This is a genomic window from Rhodoglobus vestalii (assembly GCF_006788895.1).
In the GTDB taxonomy this organism is placed as follows: Bacteria; Actinomycetota; Actinomycetes; order Actinomycetales; family Microbacteriaceae; genus Rhodoglobus; species Rhodoglobus vestalii.
The window spans coordinates 1,544,237-1,563,994 of sequence record NZ_VFRA01000001.1; the positions used below are offsets into that span (position 1 = coordinate 1,544,237).

The 19,758-nt window shown below is 61.6% G+C and carries 15 protein-coding genes; 2 read left to right on the forward strand and 13 right to left on the reverse strand.

Features of this window, described 5'->3' with window-relative positions; translation table 11 throughout:
* Positions 1–12: 12 nt before the first annotated feature.
* Complete coding sequence (locus FB472_RS07445; protein ID WP_141990367.1) at positions 13–1,248, reverse strand: alpha-hydroxy acid oxidase; 1,236 nt, start codon at positions 1,246–1,248, stop codon at positions 13–15.
* Positions 1,249–1,365: 117 nt separating this feature from the next.
* Here FB472_RS07445 and FB472_RS07450 point away from each other — a divergent pair, with 117 nt between their 5' ends.
* A complete protein-coding gene (locus FB472_RS07450) occupies positions 1,366–3,036 on the forward strand; it encodes a PucR family transcriptional regulator (RefSeq protein WP_170192052.1) in 1,671 nt (556 codons plus the stop codon).
* A 39-nt stretch (positions 3,037–3,075) separates the two neighbouring features.
* Here the strand turns inward: FB472_RS07450 and FB472_RS07455 are convergent, their stop codons facing one another.
* Entirely contained in the window at positions 3,076–3,975 is a 900-nt protein-coding gene (locus FB472_RS07455) for an ABC transporter substrate-binding protein (RefSeq protein ID WP_141990369.1), read from the reverse strand.
* Positions 3,976–4,216: 241 nt separating this feature from the next.
* Between FB472_RS07455 and FB472_RS07460 the strand changes: the two genes are divergently transcribed.
* Positions 4,217–5,206, forward strand: a complete 990-nt coding sequence (locus FB472_RS07460; protein WP_141990370.1) for an MDR family oxidoreductase — start codon at positions 4,217–4,219, stop codon at positions 5,204–5,206.
* Between the two features lie 98 nt (positions 5,207–5,304).
* Here FB472_RS07460 and FB472_RS07465 read toward each other — a convergent pair whose 3' ends face one another.
* The 11 genes from FB472_RS07465 to FB472_RS07515 all read right to left on the reverse strand — a co-directional run bounded on the left by FB472_RS07465 (position 5,305) and on the right by FB472_RS07515 (position 19,756).
* Positions 5,305–11,226 carry a beta strand repeat-containing protein gene (locus FB472_RS07465; RefSeq protein ID WP_141990371.1) on the reverse strand — a complete coding sequence of 1,974 codons (5,922 nt, stop codon included), beginning with the start codon at positions 11,224–11,226 and terminating at the stop codon, positions 5,305–5,307.
* A 211-nt stretch (positions 11,227–11,437) separates the two neighbouring features.
* The gene (locus FB472_RS07470; RefSeq protein WP_141990372.1) at positions 11,438–12,190 is read right to left on the reverse strand and encodes a uroporphyrinogen-III synthase; all 753 of its coding nucleotides are present in this window, start codon (positions 12,188–12,190) and stop codon (positions 11,438–11,440) included.
* Positions 12,191–12,232: 42 nt separating this feature from the next.
* Complete coding sequence (locus FB472_RS07475; protein WP_141990373.1) at positions 12,233–12,460, reverse strand: DUF3618 domain-containing protein; 228 nt, start codon at positions 12,458–12,460, stop codon at positions 12,233–12,235.
* On the reverse strand, positions 12,460–12,888 hold the full coding sequence (locus FB472_RS07480) for a phage holin family protein (RefSeq protein ID WP_141990374.1): 429 nt from the start codon (positions 12,886–12,888) through the stop codon (positions 12,460–12,462). Before FB472_RS07480 ends, FB472_RS07475 begins: the two co-directional genes overlap by 1 nt.
* A gap of 7 nt (positions 12,889–12,895) precedes the next feature.
* Positions 12,896–13,297: a FliH/SctL family protein gene (locus tag FB472_RS07485; protein ID WP_246078133.1), complete on the reverse strand. Its 402-nt coding sequence runs from the start codon at positions 13,295–13,297 to the stop codon at positions 12,896–12,898.
* Positions 13,298–13,360: 63 nt separating this feature from the next.
* Positions 13,361–14,716: a glutamate-1-semialdehyde 2,1-aminomutase gene (gene hemL / locus FB472_RS07490; RefSeq protein ID WP_141990375.1), complete on the reverse strand. Its 1,356-nt coding sequence runs from the start codon at positions 14,714–14,716 to the stop codon at positions 13,361–13,363.
* Positions 14,713–15,708 (reverse strand): porphobilinogen synthase, encoded by a 996-nt coding sequence (hemB, locus tag FB472_RS07495; RefSeq protein ID WP_141990376.1) that lies wholly within the window; start codon positions 15,706–15,708, stop codon positions 14,713–14,715. The genes hemL and hemB overlap by 4 nt, the downstream gene beginning before the upstream one ends.
* The gene (gene hemC, locus FB472_RS07500; protein WP_141990377.1) at positions 15,705–16,619 is read right to left on the reverse strand and encodes a hydroxymethylbilane synthase; all 915 of its coding nucleotides are present in this window, start codon (positions 16,617–16,619) and stop codon (positions 15,705–15,707) included. The genes hemB and hemC overlap by 4 nt, the downstream gene beginning before the upstream one ends.
* Positions 16,616–17,767 (reverse strand): ferrochelatase, encoded by a 1,152-nt coding sequence (locus FB472_RS07505; protein WP_141990378.1) that lies wholly within the window; start codon positions 17,765–17,767, stop codon positions 16,616–16,618. The genes hemC and FB472_RS07505 overlap by 4 nt, the downstream gene beginning before the upstream one ends.
* The gene (gene hemQ / locus FB472_RS07510; protein WP_021810666.1) at positions 17,764–18,444 is read right to left on the reverse strand and encodes a hydrogen peroxide-dependent heme synthase; all 681 of its coding nucleotides are present in this window, start codon (positions 18,442–18,444) and stop codon (positions 17,764–17,766) included. Before hemQ ends, FB472_RS07505 begins: the two co-directional genes overlap by 4 nt.
* A complete protein-coding gene (locus tag FB472_RS07515; RefSeq protein ID WP_141990379.1) occupies positions 18,437–19,756 on the reverse strand; it encodes a protoporphyrinogen/coproporphyrinogen oxidase in 1,320 nt (439 codons plus the stop codon). Before FB472_RS07515 ends, hemQ begins: the two co-directional genes overlap by 8 nt.
* Positions 19,757–19,758 lie beyond the last annotated feature (2 nt).

The window sequence follows — 19,758 nt, forward strand, 5'->3', positions numbered from 1 at the left end:
CTTCTCCTTCGGCTAATCTTCCTCCCGGGTCACCGTGCGGAGGATCTCCGATCCCCGCCCCTTAAGCTCAGCGATCGACGACACCCCCACCAGGGTCATCGTCCGCCTCAGTTCCTCAGCGAGAATCTCGAGCACCCGGCTGACTCCCGCCGTTCCCGCCGCCGCCAACCCATACAGGTAAGGGCGACCGATGGCGCACGCATCCGCACCCAACGCGATGGCCTTGACAATGTCACTGCCCCGGCGAATTCCGGAATCGACGTAGAGCTCAATCGAATCGCCCACACGCTGCCGAGATTCTTGAATCACATCCATCGGACTCAACATGTGGTCAAGTTGGCGCCCACCATGGTTGCTCAATTGAACGGCATCCACACCGAGGCTTGCTGCCGTTGCAACATCGTTCGGGTTCACCGTGCCCTTCAGGATGATCTTGCCCGGCCACGCCGCACGCAACTGTTCAACATCGTCCCACCCCTGATCCGACTCAGAATGGCCAAGGATCTGCTCCCACATGGAGGGGGTCACCATGGATCCCTCGACCTCCGCCGGCTCCAAGTTGGGAAAACGGATGCCCTCCGAACGAAGAAAGTTCACCCACCAGCCGGGGCGCGATGCAATTCCGATCAACGAAGAAAGGGTGAGGGCCGGCGGGGCGGTGAAACCGTTGCGCCGATCGCGCTCCCGAGAACCGAGCGCCCGCGTGTCCACGGTGACAATGATCGTTCGGTATCCGGCCGCAGCACACCGATCGAGTTTGGCCTGCAACACACCCTTATCCGGTGACAGGCCGACGTTAAACCAGCGGTCCAGCTCGGGAAAGTTGCCAGCAATCTTCTCCATCGACACCGTGCTCAGCCCGGCAAGGCTGTAGGGCAGGCCGGCCGCCTGTGCGGCTTCTGCGACGGCAAACTCACCATCGGGGTGGAACAGTCGGGTCGCACCGGTGGGCGTGAGCGTTATCGGCAGTGCAGCGATTCGACCCAGCACCGTAGTCGTCGTATCGGGGCCCACGACGGGCCCCCACGATGGCATAAGCCCCCACCGGTCGAACACTGCACGGTTGTGGCGCAGCGTGGCTTCATCTTCGGAGCCGCCATCCAGATAGTCGAAGATTCCGCTGGGCAGCACCCGTCGTGCCGCAGCCCGGTATTCGTCCACATTGTAGGCATCCCGCAGCACACGGTTTCGCCTCGACAGATCGGGCATCTTGACCTGAACCAGTTGCCTGACATCGTTCACGTTCACGTGGCGCCCCTCTGCGAATTCCCTGCGCTGCCTGATCTGGCGCCGTGCTGTTCAGCTTAGAATCGCAACCACACGCACACTATGGACGAAGTGACGAAACTACGGGGACAAACTGTTATGACTTACCAAAAGCCGCAGCTCGGTGCCGACAAAAAGTCGGTAGACGCGCGCCCGTCCGGAGGCAGCTCATTGCCGACGCTTGCAGCGGTGATGCAGTCGATCGGGACTGAGATAGCCAGCCTGGTCGAAACTCCATCCGGGGATCAGCACCACGTTTCGGGATCGGTGATCTACGACTCCTCCGGCCCAGCGGTGCGGTTTCCCGGGGCGGTGGCGCTCGCTGTCGGGATGCCACTCAGCGGAAGCAATCTCATAGAGCAGTTTGAGTCGCTCACAGAGTGCGGCTACGTTGCTGTGGTCTACAAAAGCCATGGTGCACCAGACCGCGAGTTCCGCGATGCCGCGCGCAGAAACGGAATTGCCCTGTTTCGGGCGTCCGATTCTGTGCCCTGGGATCAGCTCGCCGAGTTCTTTCACGCGGCGATCACGCCTCAGGGGCAATCCCATCAGTCACTCGTCGACATCCGCCCCGGAGACCTGTTCGAACTCGCCAACACTGTCGCCTCCCTCATCGGTGGAGCCATCGCCATCGCCGACCCGGATCAAACAGTGCTGGCATACTCAACCCTCCCCGAGCAGCCGATCGACGAGACCCGCCGCACCTCAATCCTGCAATTGCACGTCCCCCACTCCCCCCAGAATGACCAGGATTATCGGCGGGTGCATGCGGCCCACGATGTCGTCACGGTTGCGCCAAACAAGAACTCCCTCACACGCTCCGCCGTGGCGATCCGTGCGGGCAGCATCGTGCTCGGCTCGCTGTGGCTAATCGACGTCGAGGCACCACAGAGCGACGACACCGACCGGGTGCTCCTTGAGGCGGCCAATATTGCCGCACTCCACTTATTACACCGACGAAACAATCATGATGGGGGACGCACGCGTCAGATCGAGTTGGTGAAGCCGCTGCTCTTCGAACCAGATCGGGCAGAGCTTGCTGCCGTACAATTGGGCATCTCCGCCGACAGCGTGCGGGTCGTCGCGGTGGCCGCAAGTGGGACAGCAGAGAATGCGCCCGAATCGCTGCAATCGAGCCTGCTGCTTTTTGATACGGTGCGCGCGGCCTGCGCAGTTTGGCTCCCCACCGCGGTCTGTGGCATCTCCGACAACATCATCTACATTGTGCTGCCGAACTCGGAGACCTCCTCGCAGTCCTTCCAGCGCGAAGCAGTTCTGAGAATCGCCCATCACGCCAGACGCCTGATATCCCGTCCAGTGTTAGCAGGCTTTGGAAGCATCACCCCCATCGTTTCCACAGCGAAGTCCCGCCTCGACTCAGAGTCTGTGCTTGCGATGTTGTTGCGCGATATGGAAGAGGGGAGAGTCCGCGACGACTCCGACGAGATTGTCGCAGACCAAGAGGCACTCGGGCCGCGCCTTCAGCTTCGCCAGCTGGTTACGGCGCTACAGGCCACCAACCACCTTCCGGGCGACTTCGCCACTCGAATCGCCGAACACGACGCCCGCCGTAAGACCTCGTTCGAGCTCACCGTTCGCACCTACCTTGACTGCAATTCCAACGCGATAGAGACGGCCGCCAAATTAGGATTGCACGGCAACACCGTGCGCTACCGACTCTCCCGAATCGAGCCACTCTTCGGTGTGCGACTGGAAGACCCAGAGACCCGCCTACTGGTGTGGCTGCAGCTATCTGCCCGCCAGCTCTGATCTGCCCGGCACAGTGCTGTTGTCCCCGGGAACTACCTGCTAACCCTGGGATGCTGCATTGATAGTGATGACGTCAAGGCCACCGGAGGCAACACCCCACGCGTCAAGCAGCTCAAGGTACGAACCGTCATCCACCATCGATTGCAGCGCCGCCTGCACCACTTGGGCCATGCCGGAGTCTTTCTGCACCGCTAGTCCATACGACGACACCTCGAAAGTCTCGCCAGCCAACTGCAGTTTGTCTTTCTGCTGCGAGATCGCATACAGGGTCACCGGCGAGTCAGCGCTAAACGCATCAGCCTGACCGACCACCACCGCGTAGGCCGCAGAATCCTGCGTGTCGAATGGCATCGGGGTGATCGGAGCTTTACCGGCGGCTTCACACGCGGCGCTCTTGGCGGGGATCTCGACCGTGTCCTGATAGGTGGTGGCCTGAACAGCAACCTTCAGCCCGCAGGCATTGTCCGGGTCAACAGTTTTTCCGAGAGGCGACGCCCATTGAATTCCGGCGGTGTAATAGTTGACAAAGTCAACCTGCTTTTCCCGCTCAAGGGTGTCGGTAAAGGAGGACTCCCCGAGGTCAAGCTGGCCACCAACGATGTTCGGGATGATGTTGTCAAACTTGGCGATGGAGATGTCAGATTCCAGCCCCAGCTTGGCCGCAATCGCATCGACCAGCTCGATCCCCCAGCCGATTGGCTCGCCAGCATCGTCCTTGAACTCATTGGGCGGATAGTTTGGACTCGTCCCAATCCTCAGTACGCCAGACTCTGCGATGGCTGCGGGTAGCAGGGCAGCGGCAGCCTCATCGACTGTCACCTCGTCAGCCACGGAATCATCTCGTGCCCCGGTCGCGTCTGGATCCGAATTGTTTACGCAACCGGTGAGCAGCAGTGTGGCCACGGCAGCGAGTGCTGGGAGGGCATATCTAGCGCGCATTCGTCATCCTTCTTCAGAAAATCGTCGGTCGGACTTCAGTCGTCGCCAGCTATCACTGGTTCTTCGTTGAAGTTCGTGAATGGGGTGCAACACGGCTAAGCCTAGGCAGCCACGCCGTCGCACTCTATGGAGATCTAGACGACGCTAGTCAGACAAGCTTGTGATCACCTACCAAGCTGCTCAACGGTGATCGTGCGCCTGGTGCGAGGCGCAATCCGGCCTGCCGTCCTAGGCTGGCAGCATGTGGCGCGCAATCGAAGTAACCCAAAACGAGTCCGACCCTAAAGCTCCGGCCTACGTCGGGCTCTCTGAGCAACTGGATGACAGCGTGCTCATGCACGGCGACGTCACCATTGATGTCGAGTTCTCAAGCCTCAACTACAAAGATGGCATCGCACTCACGGGCAGGCCCGGCATCGTTCGCGCACCCCGCCTCATCGCCGGCATCGACCTTGTCGGGGTCGTTTCGGCAACCACCGACGATCGTTACTCGGTGGGGCAACGTGTGCTCGTGAATGGCTGCGGCCTCAGCGAAACCCATCATGGTGGTTTCGCCGAGCGTGCCCGGGTTCTGGGCGACTGGGTGGTGCCGGTACCGGCTGGTATTGGCAACCTGCAGGCCGCCGCGATCGGCACCGCAGGCTTCACCGCGATGCTGTCGGTGCTCGCAATCGAGCGCGGTGGAGTCTCGGGCGAAGTGCTCGTGACGGGTGCCGTCGGCGGGGTGGGGTCGGTGGCAATCGCCTTGCTGGCGCGACTGGGGTTCGAGGTCACGGCATCCACGGGTCGCACCAGCGAACACGACTACCTGCGAACACTCGGTGCCACGACGATCATCGACCGGGCCGAGCTCAGCGAGGAGCCACGCGCGCTCATGAAGCAGCGCTGGAATGGTGCGATCGATGCTGTTGGCGGCACAACGCTGGCCTCCGCCATCGCTGCCACTCAGTATGGCGGCACGGTTACCGCGTGCGGCAACGCCCAATCAAGTGAGCTCCACACGAGCGTGATGCCGTTCATTCTGCGCGGAGTAACCCTCGTCGGCATCAACTCGGTGTTTACTCCGCGAGCGCTGCGCCTTGAGGCCTGGAGCCGACTCGAACGCGATCTTGACCTCGGCATTCTCGAAGGCGTGACAACAGTGATCGGCCTGAGCGAAACCATCGCCGCGGGCGAAGACATCCTTGCCGGTCTCGTCCGCGGTCGCACAGTTGTCGACGTGCACGAGTAACCCGCGGCCACCACCCGCAACCACGACCACGAGGCACGGTCGGCAGGCGAAAACGGCGGGGGGAACCGACCCGATCGGTCCGCCCCGCCTCGCCGTTCCTAAACTTGGCGGCGACGACGCAGCATAAGCAGCAACGCCCCGATAAGAATTGCCGTCACTCCAACCACCGAGAGGGCGTTTATGCCCTGCGCTCCGGTGAAGGGGAGCAGCGTCGGTGAGTAGGTGTTCACAAGTCCCGCACGTTGCAGGGTGGGCACATCATCGCTTGCCCGTGAGGTTGCTGCCACATCAACCGTTTGTGGGCCGTTGCGTTCTTGTTCCCCAAACCAGCCAAGCACACCGTCTTCGGTGACCACGCAGCGCGCACCCTCGGGGATTGAGTCGATCCGCGCTTCATAGTTGGAGGCGGCGTCTAGGGTCAGCGCACCAGCGCTGCCCATATCGATGCGCGCGCCCATGATTGTGCAGGCCACTGATGCCGTAACCGAGCTTGGCGCACGATCGACCTGTGAGCCGGTCATCAGTTTGCTGATCCCCAGCGACCCTGCTGCGAGGTGAACTCCGGCCTTGATTGGTTCTTCTGGTGACGGTGGGTTCGCACCGGCAACATAGGTGGGGTAGTAGCCGAATGAGCTCCACGCACGCACGTTCTCGAATGGCACAGTAACCGGTGCCCTTCCGTCGCCGGCGGTGATGCTCGGCACATTCGTCGAGGTGTATCTAACATTCAGAACGGATGCCGGCGGCAAGACTGCGGATGGCAGTGCACTGAAATCAAATACCGTCTTGATTCCGGTGACTTGCCCTTGGGTACCCGCTACCAGCGCCGACGATGGTTTCCACTCGTTGACCGCACACGGTGTCATTGAGGGGTAAATGTCGTTGGTGCAGACGGTGGCGGCGGTGGTGAAATACCACTCGAATCCGATTCCTGACACCTCGCTACTGAAGGTGACGTCGCCGTTGAAGCGAGGGGTGTAGATGGAGTCTCGTGCTGACGGGTCCACCACTCCTTGGTCGCCGAGCTTCGGCAGAATGTCAATTGCTGACAGTGTTGTGGAGCCGATTGTTCCGCCGTTGATCAGTTGAAGCTTCCACTGATCGGTTGCACCGATGGAGCTGTCTGCAGCACAGGGGTAACGGTAGTAGCCGTCGGCATCCGGGTTGCAGGTGAGCGCGGAGTTGCGCGTATTGGTCGCCGTGCCCAGGGTCGACTTGACTCCCTTGAAGGCGGAGAATGAGCCTATCGAGAGCACGGTGACCACGTTGTCGGTGGCACACGTGTTTCCTGTGAGTACGGCGGTTCGACCGTTGGCATTGTTGAGGGCGGTGCAGGCTGCAACCTGGCGGTCATTGGTGAACTGCAAACCGTTCACGCCTACGGTGCCGGCGGCAAGGCCTGGCTTCACTTCAAGTTTCACGGTTACCGTGTACGTCTCACCCGGAGCTAGTTGCGACCCGGGTGGGAAGCTGAAGACAATGCTCTGTGTTGCGGGATCATACGTGCGCGTGATGAGCGCAGCATCAACGGTCATTGTTCCACCGGCCGTTGTCGAATAAATCGGAACATCGGATGCCACGAATCGGAGTGAACCGTCAGCGGGAAGCTTGTCGGTGATGATCGGATTCACGAGGAAGCCGGTTCCGGTGTTGCGCACTTTCAAACTGAACGGAATCTCTTTGCCCGCAGCGGTTTGACCAATGCTGGTTTTCTCGACGGCAACTTGGGCCGTTCCTGAGCTGAGGTCGAATGTGTCGCTCGCCGTCGCGGTGTCAGAAAGGTCGTCGTACGTGATCCTTGAGGTCTCGGTGTTTGAGACACGACCGGGCACCGTCTCACCGGGCATGGCGGTAGCATTCGCGGAGGAGGTGACCGGGCCAGATCCGTCGCGCAGTGTGCTCCGCAAGGCTGCGACGAAACGCAAGTTAATGACGTCGTTGGTTCCAGTGAACACTGCCCCGTCACTTCGAGTGAATGTTGCACGAATTCCTTCAACCAGAGCAAGGTTCACCCCGGCAGGGATTGCTGCGGCGGCGCTGGTTGTTGGTCCAGCTGTGATCCAGATACCACCGACTTTTGCTTCGATCTCCACTTGGTCAGATCCGGTTGGCATGGTCGGAATCACGGCAGAGACTGCGGTGAAGGCGTTGAAGAACGTTACTGAATCATCGGTGATCGAGAGAGTCTTGGGTGACACCGTGCCGGTCGAACGAACCCGCATGTTCACTGTCACGTTTGTGGACGCTGCGGCAATCAGGGCACTGGCGGGGGTGACGTCCTTCCGGGTAGCGACATCCACAAAGCCCTCGCGAAGTCCCAGCGATCGGCTGGCGATGTCTTGGCTATAGATCGTGGGGTACAGAACGTTGTCTTTTACTCCCACGAGCACCGAGTTGGGTACGATGCCAACGGCCATGGCTTGGCCGGAGCTCCTCTCCATCACCCGAAGCTGCGTGCGAAGAGTCACGGTTGCTTGAGTACTCGGGGTGATCGTTCCGCCATCGGCAGCTTCTCCCAAGAACAGCGTGGTGACGCCGATTACGTCCGTCAGTTGTGCTGGGGTCATTGCCTCAGCTTGTGCTTCGGTGAATGGACCAGTAGTACTCAGAACACCAAGCGCGTCCCGGTGCCACAGACGCACCTCGATGCTGTCCACGATTGCCGAACCCGGTGCAGCAATGGTGATGCGGGTGAGGTTGAGACGCTCAAAGGGGTTGGTCAGAAGGTCGTAGCTCGCTCCGATGAAGGGGGTGTCGTTATCACCGAGCGCACACGTGTTCGCATCGGCACACACTGACGGGTCAGTCAGCCGAAGCTTTCCCACGTTGGTTGCTGACGTGTTCCGTACCCGTGTCGTATAGGTCGCGATGGGGTAATCGGCTTGAGTGATTCCAGGTTGCGGGATTGTCAGGTTTGCCGGCGACACAGTCTTTGTCGCTTCGACGGTCGGCGGAGTTTGAAGCAGCGTGATGTCGTCAAAGGCCGTGCGTGTCACGGGCGCTCCGGTAGCAGGGAATCCTGCTACGCCAACGGTGTTGCGAACAACTCCTACGTCGCTGAGGTTGTACGTCTCAACGGCTGTAACCCAGGGGCCGGTCGTGGCTGCATCATCGCGAACTCGGTTTCGCAGTTCAAGATCGAGGTGAATCCTGCGGCCATCAGTGAAGGCACCGCTGTACGAGCCGGAGGGAAGGTTGGCAACGCCAGAGCCGACCGGTGGAGCCAGGGGATCACCGGTTGACGCGATGATGGCGGCCCGGTCTGCGCGCTCTTCAAACGTGATTCGCACCCCGATGGTGTCAGCACTCTGCGCGCTGGTGAGGGAGTACCCCGGAAAGTTACCGACACAGTTCACTGCTGAAGCGCAGGCGAGACTGGTGATATCGACCCAGCCGCCGGCGTTTGCGTTTGCGGATGCGCTGTAGAGTTCAACGCTGCGAACGGCATCCCAGCGAATTAGCGGGTCTTGAGCGGCGCTGATGGGGTCAATGCGCTTCAGGTCGAAGGCCTGGAACATCGTGGACGCCACCGTTGCGGTGCTCGGGTCGGGGCTATCGGTCACCTGAACGGAGGCAAAGCCTGCACTCTGCACGCCCCACTTCAGCGTCGCACCAACGGCTTGACGCGATTGCGCAATTGCCGTGATTTCATCAATGGCCTTTTGCGCAATCACGGGGGCAGCACCTGGGCCACCCGGACCAGAATCCGACTCGAGAGGAATGATGGTTGCGGTGTCGCAGGCAACCGCGTCGTCAGTCAGGGTGGTGGCGTCAATCGTGCCACTGACATCGACAGTTCCACAGTTTTGGTACGAGGCCCAAGTATCCGAGTCCGAGGGGATCCCGGTCGCCGTCGATCCTGTGCCATCGCGAAGGGTGGTTCTCGCTTGGAACACGATCGCTGGTTTTACCGCAGTCGCAACACCAAATCCGTCGCTATCGATGAAAGTGAAGCGGAGCCCCTCAACGCTGCTCGGGGTGACTCCACTCGGCAGAAGCGTGGAAAGGTTTGCGCTGAAAATCTGTGCGTTGGCTGTGGCATCGATGACGCCACTGGAGCCGTCCATCGGCTGCCAAGCCGTTCCGTCAAAGTACTCAACGGTGAGCACGGAGCCCTGAGGTACTGCGGTCGCACCGATTGCGAGCGCATCGAAAGCATTCCAGTAGGCACTGGTCCCCGGCGTCTGCGGTTCAGTGATGATCAGACTGTTGGGTCGCACTGTGCTGGTCGCGGCCGGCGTGGTCGCGGTCAGCTCGACGATACTGTTTCCGCCCGCATACACAGCTTTGGGGCGGATGCTCTTAGTCAGGTTTGCTTCGATCGCCGGCACCCACACACTAAGATCGGCGCTCGCGGTAGCTTCTCCGGTGCCGGCGACATTGGTTCCGGTTGCGCGTACGGCATTCGGATAGACGGTTGAGCCGCTGGCATTGACCGCGGCGGCGCTGGTCGTATCGACGACGACTCCCAGGGTGGCAACTGCTCCTACTGCGATCGTGCCGGTGTATTCGATCGAGAAGCCGGTGATGTGCTGCCCTGATGTGAGGGCAGGGGTTGCCGGGAGCCCTGACAGTGCTGTCACTCCGGTCGTTGCCACGGGTGCAGTGCCCGTGTTGACAAACCAAGTGACGGTTGCAGCGGTAGCGCCGGCTGGCCATTCCGTAAGCGCCGGCTTAAATCCGTCGAAGACGATCTCCTCAGAGAAGAATGTTCCGGCAGTGGTGGGCTCGGCGATGGTGAGAGCCGTGAGGGCACCAGTCGATGTGTTTCGCGCGGAAATTGTTGCGGTGGTGGTGTCACCGGCCGGGATCGCGCTGACGCTGAAACTTTTGGAGATTAACACTGTTGCGGTCAGTGCTGCCACATTTTGGGTGTCGCGGGCATCCGGCGACGTGCCCGGTCCATCCGGCGTTGCGACAGTGGCTTGCGCGATATTCTCGCGCACACCACCAGCGGCAAGGCTCAGTGCCGTGTTGGAGCGATTTGTGGAGCGCTGGGCAAGAGTGAGTTCCACATCGCCGGCAGTGCCGGCGGCAGCGATCGTCGTGCCCGTACTGGAACTAAAAATGAACCGGAGTGCTTCAACATCTTGGGCAGCAATCCCTGTGGGAAGAGTCGCCGCGATTGAAGGAGAACCTAGAGTCCACGATCCACCCGTGCGTGCGTCGACGCTCACGCGGTCCGCACCCTGAGGGAAAGTGACCGCACCCAAACTGCTGAGGTCGTAGAAGTTGAAGGGGTTGTTGGCGGCATCAGGAAGCCGTGGTTCAGCGACCGTGAGCGTTGAGGCAGCGATATTGGAGGAGTTTGCCACGGTGAGCGCGACGTCGGACAGTGTGCCCGCACCGTATTCTGCAGTTGCTGGCGTCCAGACCTTCTCCAGTGATGCCGAGATCTTCGTGGGCACCCGCAACCTGACGGTCGCTTGCGCGGTGCGTGGGTCTGCGTTGACCGCTTCGAGTTCGACGGTGTTGACGACGCTTGCGTTGTCCCATGATTTATCGAGATCACTGGGCACCTGGACGGTCACCTGAACGGAACCGGTGGTGCTGTCAGACAGGCCTGTGCTGGGGGGGTCAGTGTTCGCCACGGGATCGGCAAAAGCGACGGTGATCTGGTTTCCGGTGACAACAACGGAGGATGATCCGACACCGACCACCAGGGGCGTTCCCACGATGACGAGCGGTGCAGGAATCTCATCGGTCAGTACAGCATCGACACAACCGGTGGTGGTGGATGAGCAACCAAAGCCGATGGAGTAGGTGAAGGTCGCACCGGGAACCTGTGGCGCGGTGACATTCGCAACTTTGGCCAGACTCAGAACTCCCGAGCCCAACTCATCAGCGTAGGCAGCATCAGCGCTGACGAGACCACCACCACCGACAAGAGCGGTGATCGCTAGCGCCACCAGAGCGCGGCTGAACGCGCGGCGTCTACCGACGCGGTGACGACCGGCGCGCCGCGCAGAGCCTTTCGGCGCTGATCGGGAAAACGGGCGGAGTAAAGAATGTGATGACACGGCAAGCACCTCGGGTAGGTATGCCGGAGAATCAGAACGCTCTCTAGGGTAAGAGCGCGCAAATCAGAAGACTTAAGCTGGTTCGGGTTCCGGCATGTCGTTTTCAAACCGTACACCGTGATTACCAGCATTTCCCAGACTTCAGGATAAAATTATTCACTTTTAGACCAAATACCCGCAAAAAGTTGACGATGACCCCCCGCTCAAGGGTCTACTGATCTGTATAGTCTGCCAGCACTTCTACCAATGCCTCGCTGGTGCGACCCTCCGCGATCATGTGCACGGTAAGACCGGCTGCACGGGCATCAAAAGCCGTTCGCGGACCGATGCACGCCACTAGCGTTGACTCAGGCAACGGCGCGAGTTGCGCCGCAATTTGGCGGGCTACCGATCCTGAGCTCACGAGCACCGCAGAGATTCGACCGGATGCGACATCCTCACGAACGGTGTCTACTACGGGCACCCCAACCGTTGTGTACGCCGAAACGCTCACAACTTCGTGGCCCATCGCACCCAGCCCGTCGACGAGGGTTGTGTCGGCGAGGTTTGATTGAGGGGCCAACACTCGCAGGCCAGCCGTCTCAGTGGGCCACTCCTTCACCAATCCGCGGCCTGAGTTGTCGAACTCGGGAACGAAGTCGACCTGCAACCCGGCAAGGGTCAACGCAATCGCCGTTGTCTCCCCCACAGCGGCAATTCTGGTGTTCTCAGGAATTCTCACTCCGCTGGCAACCAACACATCGACCGTTGTGGCACTTGTCACGACGAGCCAATCGAACTGACCATCGTCGAGTTCGTGAAACGCATTAGCAAGCGCCGGGATGTTCTCCGAGGGCGCGAAATTGATAAGCGGCGCAATGACCGGCACCGCTGAGTAATCTCTCAGCAGTGCCGCAATGCTGTCGCCCCAATTGCCTCCGCGTGGTACGAGCACGCGTAAACCATCGAGTGCTTTGCTAACCATGCTTCTATACTCCCCCTCAGAGGGAGTCAGACGCTAATCGAGCTAGTCGTCGTCGCTCAGAATTGCCCACGCAATGACGGCAACAACCGAAACTGCTGCCGCAGCGGCACCTACAATCCAGGGCACCGGGTTGCTCTCGTACGAGCTGCGCACGCGAGTAGCAATCTCGTCGACGCGCTTACCAACATTGAACTTGTCTTCGATTGCGTCGAGAGTGTTCTCAAGTTCGGCGCGAGCCTGTTCAAGCTTCTTGCTGTTGTCGTCAGACATTATAACCTCGGCTTTCGTGTGCCTTTGATGGCACGAACATCGCTTTTGATACTTTCAATCGTGTCGTTGGGCGTGGGCGGTGTGCCCTTTTTGACCATAGTGAGCCCCACCATGACCAAGATCGCCGTGATGATGAGCAAGACGCCGGCAACGATGAGGGCGGCGGCCCACCCCGGCATCACAACGGCCAGCCCCAGAATGGCGGCAGCAATCAGCACCATTATCGTGAAGAGTGCAATGAATGCGGCTCCCGCAAACAAACCAATACCGATGCCGGCATTCTTCAGTTTCGAGACTACTTCGCCCTTGAGCGACTCGATCTCGCCACGAACGAGTTCGCCGAGCAATCGAGGCACATCAGCGATCAGCGCCGCTAGTGACCTCTTCGGTTCGCGCTGGGGGTCTGTCTTCGGTGATTCACCGTACATGGCAGCCCTACTTTGCGTCAGTGGACTTCGTCGAGGATCCCGAGGACGAAGACTTCTTAGTGGTCGACTTCTTCGCCGCTGGCTTCTTAGCCGGGCTGGTCGTTGTGGTCGACTTAGCGTTGGGGCTCTTGCTGTTGCTCCGACTGCCGGAGACCTGCTTTACGACCTTCTTGGCACCGTCTGTGAGAAATTCCGCAACCTCCGGTGCCTTGTCTTTAACAAAGTCTTCAGCGTTGTGGCGCTGCTCGGTGATGCGGGGATCGTTCCACATCTTTTTCGCCGTTGATTTGATCTTTTCGTACTTTTCGCGGCCAGCGCGAGTTCCCAGCACATAGCCGATGCCGAACCCTACTGCGAGGAGGATCTTGCCCTTCATGGTGAACTCCGTTTCTTGTTGCCGGATGGTCATTCAAACATACTCGCGTTAGCTGCAGCCCGTGGTCAGGGTTTTCTGGTACGGAACGGTGATTTTTCAGTGAGGGGCGGATGCCGCGGCGGCAGCTTTCGCGGCCGCGGGTAGTGCATCCACAATCTTCGACACCACACCATCGTCGTGGGCGGCCGACACGAACCACGCCTCAAAAACGCTGGGTGGCAGCGACACTCCGGCCTCAAGCATGGAGTGGAAGAAGGGTGCGTAGCGATAACCCTGCTGCGCTTTCACCTCAGCAAATGTCAGAGGCGCGGTTGCGCTGAAGGCAAAGGAGAACAGGTTGCCGGCGTGCTGCACGACGTGCTCAACACCTTCGGCGGTGAGCGCTGCAGAGGTCTCGCGGCTGAGGGTGTCGGCGACCTGGTTGAGGCGGGAATATACGGCATCATCGGCAAGCCGCAGGGTTGCGAGTCCGGCCGCGACGGCGACGGGGTTTCCGCTGAGGGTGCCCGCCTGGTAGACGGGGCCGAGGGGCGCCAGCAGCTCCATAATGCGCGCCGAGCCACCCAATGCGGCCAACGGAAGTCCGCCCCCGATGACCTTGCCAAAGGTGAATAGGTCAGGAACCCAGCGCGCACCGCCAGCGTCGCCACGCGCGTCCAACCCCCAGTAGCCGGCGGGGTCGACGCGGAATCCGGTGAGCACTTCGTCGCTGATCGCGAGCGCACCGTGCTCATGGGCGATGCGCACCATCGCTTCGTTGAAGCCGGGCTGTGGGGGCACGACGCCCATATTGGCGGCGGCAGCCTCGAAGATGATGGCGGCAATGTCGTGCCCGTTCTCGGCAAAAACCTGTTCGAGTGCGGCAATGTTGTTGTATTCGATGACGAGAGTTTGGGCGGCCGTTTCGGCGGTGACCCCGGCGGATCCCGGCAGTGACAGGGTGGCGAGGCCAGACCCGGCCTCCGCCAGAAGCCCGTCGGAGTGGCCGTGGTAGTGCCCGGCAAACTTCACAAGCAATCGGCGACCGGTGGCACCGCGAGCCAACCGGATGGCCGTCATGGTTGCTTCGGTACCGGTCGAGACCAGGCGCAAACGTTCGATGGGGGTGACGCCGCCGACGCTGATGCGGGCACGCACGAGTTCGGCGAGCTCGGTCTCGGCGGGAGTGGATGCTCCAAAGCCGAGGCCGCGCGACGCCGCCTGCTGAACAGCATCAATGACTTCGGGATGAGCGTGGCCGAGAATCGCCGGGCCCCAGGAGTTGACGAGGTCAATGTACGACCGGCCCTCGACATCCGTGACATAGGAACCGGACGCTTTTACGTAAAAGCGGGGGGTGCCACCGACAGAGCCGAAGGCGCGCACGGGCGAGTTGACTCCGCCGGGCAGGATGCCGCGAGCGCGGTCAAACGACTGCTGGTTAGTTGTGGCGGGGGTGCTGGTGGTGCTCATCGTCGTAGCCATTCTGCAAGTTCTGTTGCGTAGTAGGTGAGCACCGCTTCGGCCCCGGCCCTTTGGATGCTGAGCACCGATTCTTCGATGGCACGACGGCGGTCGATCCAGCCGTGCGCTGCGGCGGCCTCGATCATGGCGTATTCGCCAGAGACTTGGTAGGCCCACACCGGCACGCTGCTCACCGCAGCGGCGTCGGCGAGCACGTCAAGGAAGCTCATGGCGGGTTTGACCATCACAATGTCGGCACCCTCATCGATGTCGAGTTCGATTTCGCGGATGCCTTCGCGGCGGTTGGCCGGGTTCTGTTGGTAGGCGCGGCGGTCGCCCTCGAGCGAGGACTGCACTGCTTCGCGGAATGGTCCGTAGAACGCCGACGCATACTTGGCGGCGTAACCGAGTATGGGGGTGTCGCTGTGCCCTGCGGTGTCGAGGGCATCACGGACGGTGGCAACTTGGCCGTCCATCATCCCGCTGAGCCCCAGCAGCTGTGAACCGGCTTCGGCCTGGGCGACACCCATCTCGCGGTAGCGCTCGAGGGAGGCGTCGTTGTCGACGATCAGCTCGGTTTCACCCGTCACAGGGTGGATACGTTCGCGCAGTACGCCGCAGTGACCGTGGTCGGTAAATTCGTCGAGGCAGAGATCGGTTTGCACCACGAGGGCGTCACCGGCCTCGGCGATAGCCGCGCGCGTGGCGACGTTGAGGATTCCGTTGGGGTCAATCGCGCCCGAGCCTTCGGCATCCTTGTTCTCAGGAACACCGAACAGCATCACCCCGCCAATGCCCAACTCGGCGGCGGCGGCAATCGCACGGCGCATCGAGTCGAGCGAGTGCTGCTGAACGCCCGGCATCGAACTAATCGGTACCGGTTCGCTCAAGCCCTCGCGCACAAACATCGGCAAAATCAGCTGGCCGGGGTGGGTGCGATTTTCGGCGACGAGGCGACGCATCGCCGGGCTCGAACGCAAACGACGGGGGCGGATGATCACGCCCGAACCCCCGCGAGCTCCCCGGCACCCTGTGCCAGAAGTTCGTCGGAGACCCGCTGTGCGGCCTCGCGCGGAGGGTCATCCACATCGTTGACGTACAGCGCGTGAGAGCTGGTGAAGTAGTGAGACCCATCGAGGGCGTAGACCCGCGCATCCAAGAACAGGAGACCGTCATCGATGACGGCATGCGCACCGAGGGGGGCCGAGCATCCGGCATCAAGAAAAGCGAGAACGTACCGTTCGGCATCAGTTTTAGTGCGGCTGGGTTTGTGGTCAAGCACGGCAGCGAGTTTCTCTTCGCCGGTGCGCACCTCAATTGCCAGGGCGCCCTGACCGGGTGCGGTGGGCCAGCCAGCGATGCCCAGGTATTCGGTGATCGCGGCCGCGCGACCGGCGCGAGCAAGCCCTGCGGCGGCCAGAATCACGGCGTCCAACTCTCCGCCGGTGACTTTGGCAAGACGGGAATCGATGTTGCCCCGCAGGTCAACAACCTCAAGCTCGGGGTAGCGCGAGCGCAGCTGGGCTTGGCGACGCGGCGATCCCGTGCCCACGCGCGCACCGGCGGGAAGTGTTGCCAGCGTGAGCTCGTCGCGGGCGCACACCACATCGCGCTCATCAGCCCGCTTCGGTATCGCGGCGATCGTCAGTCCGGGAACCTCGGCGGTTGGGAGGTCCTTCAGCGAGTGGACGACTACATCACACTCGCCCGCGAGCAGCGAATCCCGAAGCGCGTTCGCGAAAACACCCTGGCCGCCGATCTGCGAGAGCGACTCCATCGAGCGGTCCCCCTGAGTGGCGATCGGGATGATCTCGGTCTCAACACCGGTCTTGCTCTCGAGCCCACGCGCCACCGTAGTGGTCTGAGCCATCGCAAGCTTACTGCCTCGCGTGCCAATACGAATCACGGTCATGGTGCCACCCCCGAGGCGGCCGGCTTGAAGCCGAAGCGCACATTCTCACAGCATCCCGGACGACACACGTCATACCAGGGGCCGATGGCGGTCAGCGCGGGGCGTTCTGCTGCCGGCATACCGTCGCGCCGTTCCAAGACGAGATCAACAAGGCCGGTGACGAAGGCCGGATGCACGCCAGGGGTCGGAACGCGAACGGCAAACATGCTGTGGCCTCCCGCAGTTTCGAGCGCCTCCGTGTCGAGATCCCACTTCACTTCCATGTGGTCGGAGATGAAACCGACCGGCACAATGACAACCGCTTCGATGCCGTCAGCGGCAAGCGCGTCGATTGCATCGTTGATGTCGGGCTCAAGCCACGGCATCGAGGGCGGGCCGCTGCGGGATTGATACACCAGGCTGTGCGCCGGTTGGGTTTCTTGGGCTGCCATAACAACCTCCGAGACTGCGAGGTGCTGCGCCGCATACGCACCACCCTCTCCAAAGCCCCGGAAGTCTGGGCCACTCTTGGCGGCATCCGTCGAGGGAATGGAGTGCGTGGCAAACAGCACGTGAGTTTTCTCGGGCGCAATACCCTTCGCGGCAACCTGCGCGAGGCCGTCGCGAACACCGTCAATGAACGGCTGCACAAAGCCGGGGTGGTCAAAGAACTGGCGAACCTTATCAATCTGAATCGTGCCGAGCAGGCCAGTGCTCTCAAGCGCGCTGGCGTAGTCTTCGCGGTACTGGCGGCAGCTTGAATACGAGCTGTAGGCGCTCGTGCCCACGGCAATCAGCTTTCTAAAGCCGCGCTCATTCGCCTCGGTAAGTGCGTCGCTCAGATAGGGGTTCCAATTACGGTTTCCCCAAATCACGGGCAGATCGATTCCCCGGCGGGCAAGCTCCGCTTCGAGAGCAACTTTCAGCTCGCGGTTCTGATCATTGATCGGGCTCACCCCACCGAAGGCCCGGTAGTGGTGGGCTACTTCTTCAAGGCGTTCCTCAGGAATACCGCGTCCGCGGGTGACATTGCGCAGGAACGGGATCACATCGTCTTGACCCTCCGGCCCACCAAAACTGGCCAGAAGAATGGCGTCATAGGCGACAGGAACTTCGACGTGTTCCGGGCCGGATGCCGCGGCATCCGTCGCTGCAAGAATTCGGGTCATGCCAACACCTCTGCGATCTCTTCGAGTGAAATTCGACGCCCCGTATAGAAGGGGATCTCCTCGCGCACGTGCCGGCGCGCTTCGGTTTGACGCAGGTGACGCATGAGGTCAACTAAATCAACCAGTTCGGGGGCTTCGAGCGCAAGAATCCACTCGTAATCGCCGAGCGCAAAACTGGCAACCGTGTTGGCCAAAACCTGCGGAAGCTCGGTGCCCTTGACGCCGTGATCGCGCAACATTTTGCTGCGCTCGGCATCGGGAAGCAGATACCAGTCATAGCTGCGCACGAAAGGGTAGACCGTCAGCCACGCCTCGGGCTCCATACCCTTCATGAACGCGGGCAGGTGACTTTTGCTGAATTCCGCATCGCGGTGCACACCCATCGCGTTCCAGGTGGGCAGCAGGGAGGCCAGCGGCTGGCTGCGGCGCAGTTCGCGGAGCCCCCACTGGATGTCTTCGGGAGTGCTGCCGTGCAGCCAGATCATGATGTCGGCGTCCGCGCGCAGTGCCGACACATCGTAGAAGCCACGCACCGTCACACCGCGGGCCTCCACCGCCGCAACAGCGGGCGCCAGATCTCCGGCAGATGCCGGGCGGGCCGGGTCACGGCGGAATACCGCCCACAGTGTGTAGCCCAAAACTTCGGTGGTCGTGTCGACGTTAGTCATGTCATCCATTCTCTCCCGCGCCTTGTGGGCAAACTGGGAGACTGCCTGTTTTCGCCTCTTCCGCGGGCGCCAGAAGTCGCTCGGCCGCAGCATTTGCGTGCGTGACAATGCTGGCCAGCCCGGTGCCGCCGACCGTTTCGCCGACAACAATCACGCCATCCGTGCGTTCAGCGGCGGTCAGCGCTGCGGGACGAATCCACTGCTGGCGAGCAAAATCCACCACCGCGTCAGGCGGCAGTTCCACACCGAGCAAAACTTCGGCATCGTGGCGTGCAACTTCGGCCAGATTCTCGGGCTCCGTGTTGTACGAGAGGCGCACAACATGGCGGCCCTCCGCCAGCTCTTTTAGCCACTGCCATTTGGCCGTCGAGTGGGTCAGTGCGCGAGCGGAAACCGCGGTGCAGTCGGGGGCGACCAGCACTCCCGAGCCGCGCGGTTCGGCATCCAACTCGGGTGAATTGAGCACCAGAGTGGCCAGGGTCACGGCGCGACCGCGGAGGGGTGCGAGAATGCCGGGGGCGGCAACAATAACGGTCCCGTCGAGATCGGCGAGCGCCTCAGCGCTCTCAATGCGCCGCTCGAATTCGACGATGACGCCATACGTTTTCAGGTCGGCGGCAAGTTCGGTCACGAGCCGATTGATGCCCCCACGAATGCCCTGAACGGCCGTGCCGGCCGGCATCGCGTCGCGCAAAGACCGCACCGCCATCGCCAACGAGCCGTGCAGCGCCAGACGCTCCGTCAGCCCCGCGACACGATCCAACGGCAGATCGTTCGGGTGCAGCGAATAGACCCCGTGCACGACCGGAGCGACCAGTTTCTCGACCGCCGCCTTACCCATCCGCCGCCGCACGAGTTTGCCCAACGAAATATCGGTGCGACGACCAAACCACGGAATCAGCGAATCGAGTTGTGCCCGCAGCGCGCCCGCCAACCCCAACACTGCAATAGTGTCCACGCTGAGCGGGGTGGAGGGAATGCCGAGCACTCCGGTGCTCGGCAGCGGTAACGCTGCGCCGGTCACGGGCTGCAGCCAGGCGCCCTCGTCGCTGGGCGACACGATCTCATCGCCGAGCCCGAGCTCGCGGGCAAGCTCCGCCACCGTATTGCCGCGGGTGGCGAAGCTCTCGGCTCCGGAATCCAGATTAATACCGCCGACCAGGCGGGATGCCACGGTGCCGCCGAGATGATCGCTCGCCTCAATGAGACGCACCGTTCGCCCCGCCATCGCAAGTTTGCGCGCAACGACGAGCCCGGCGATGCCACCGCCGACGACGGTGAATTCTGTCGCGCCCTCTGTCGTACCCTCTGTCGTACTCATGG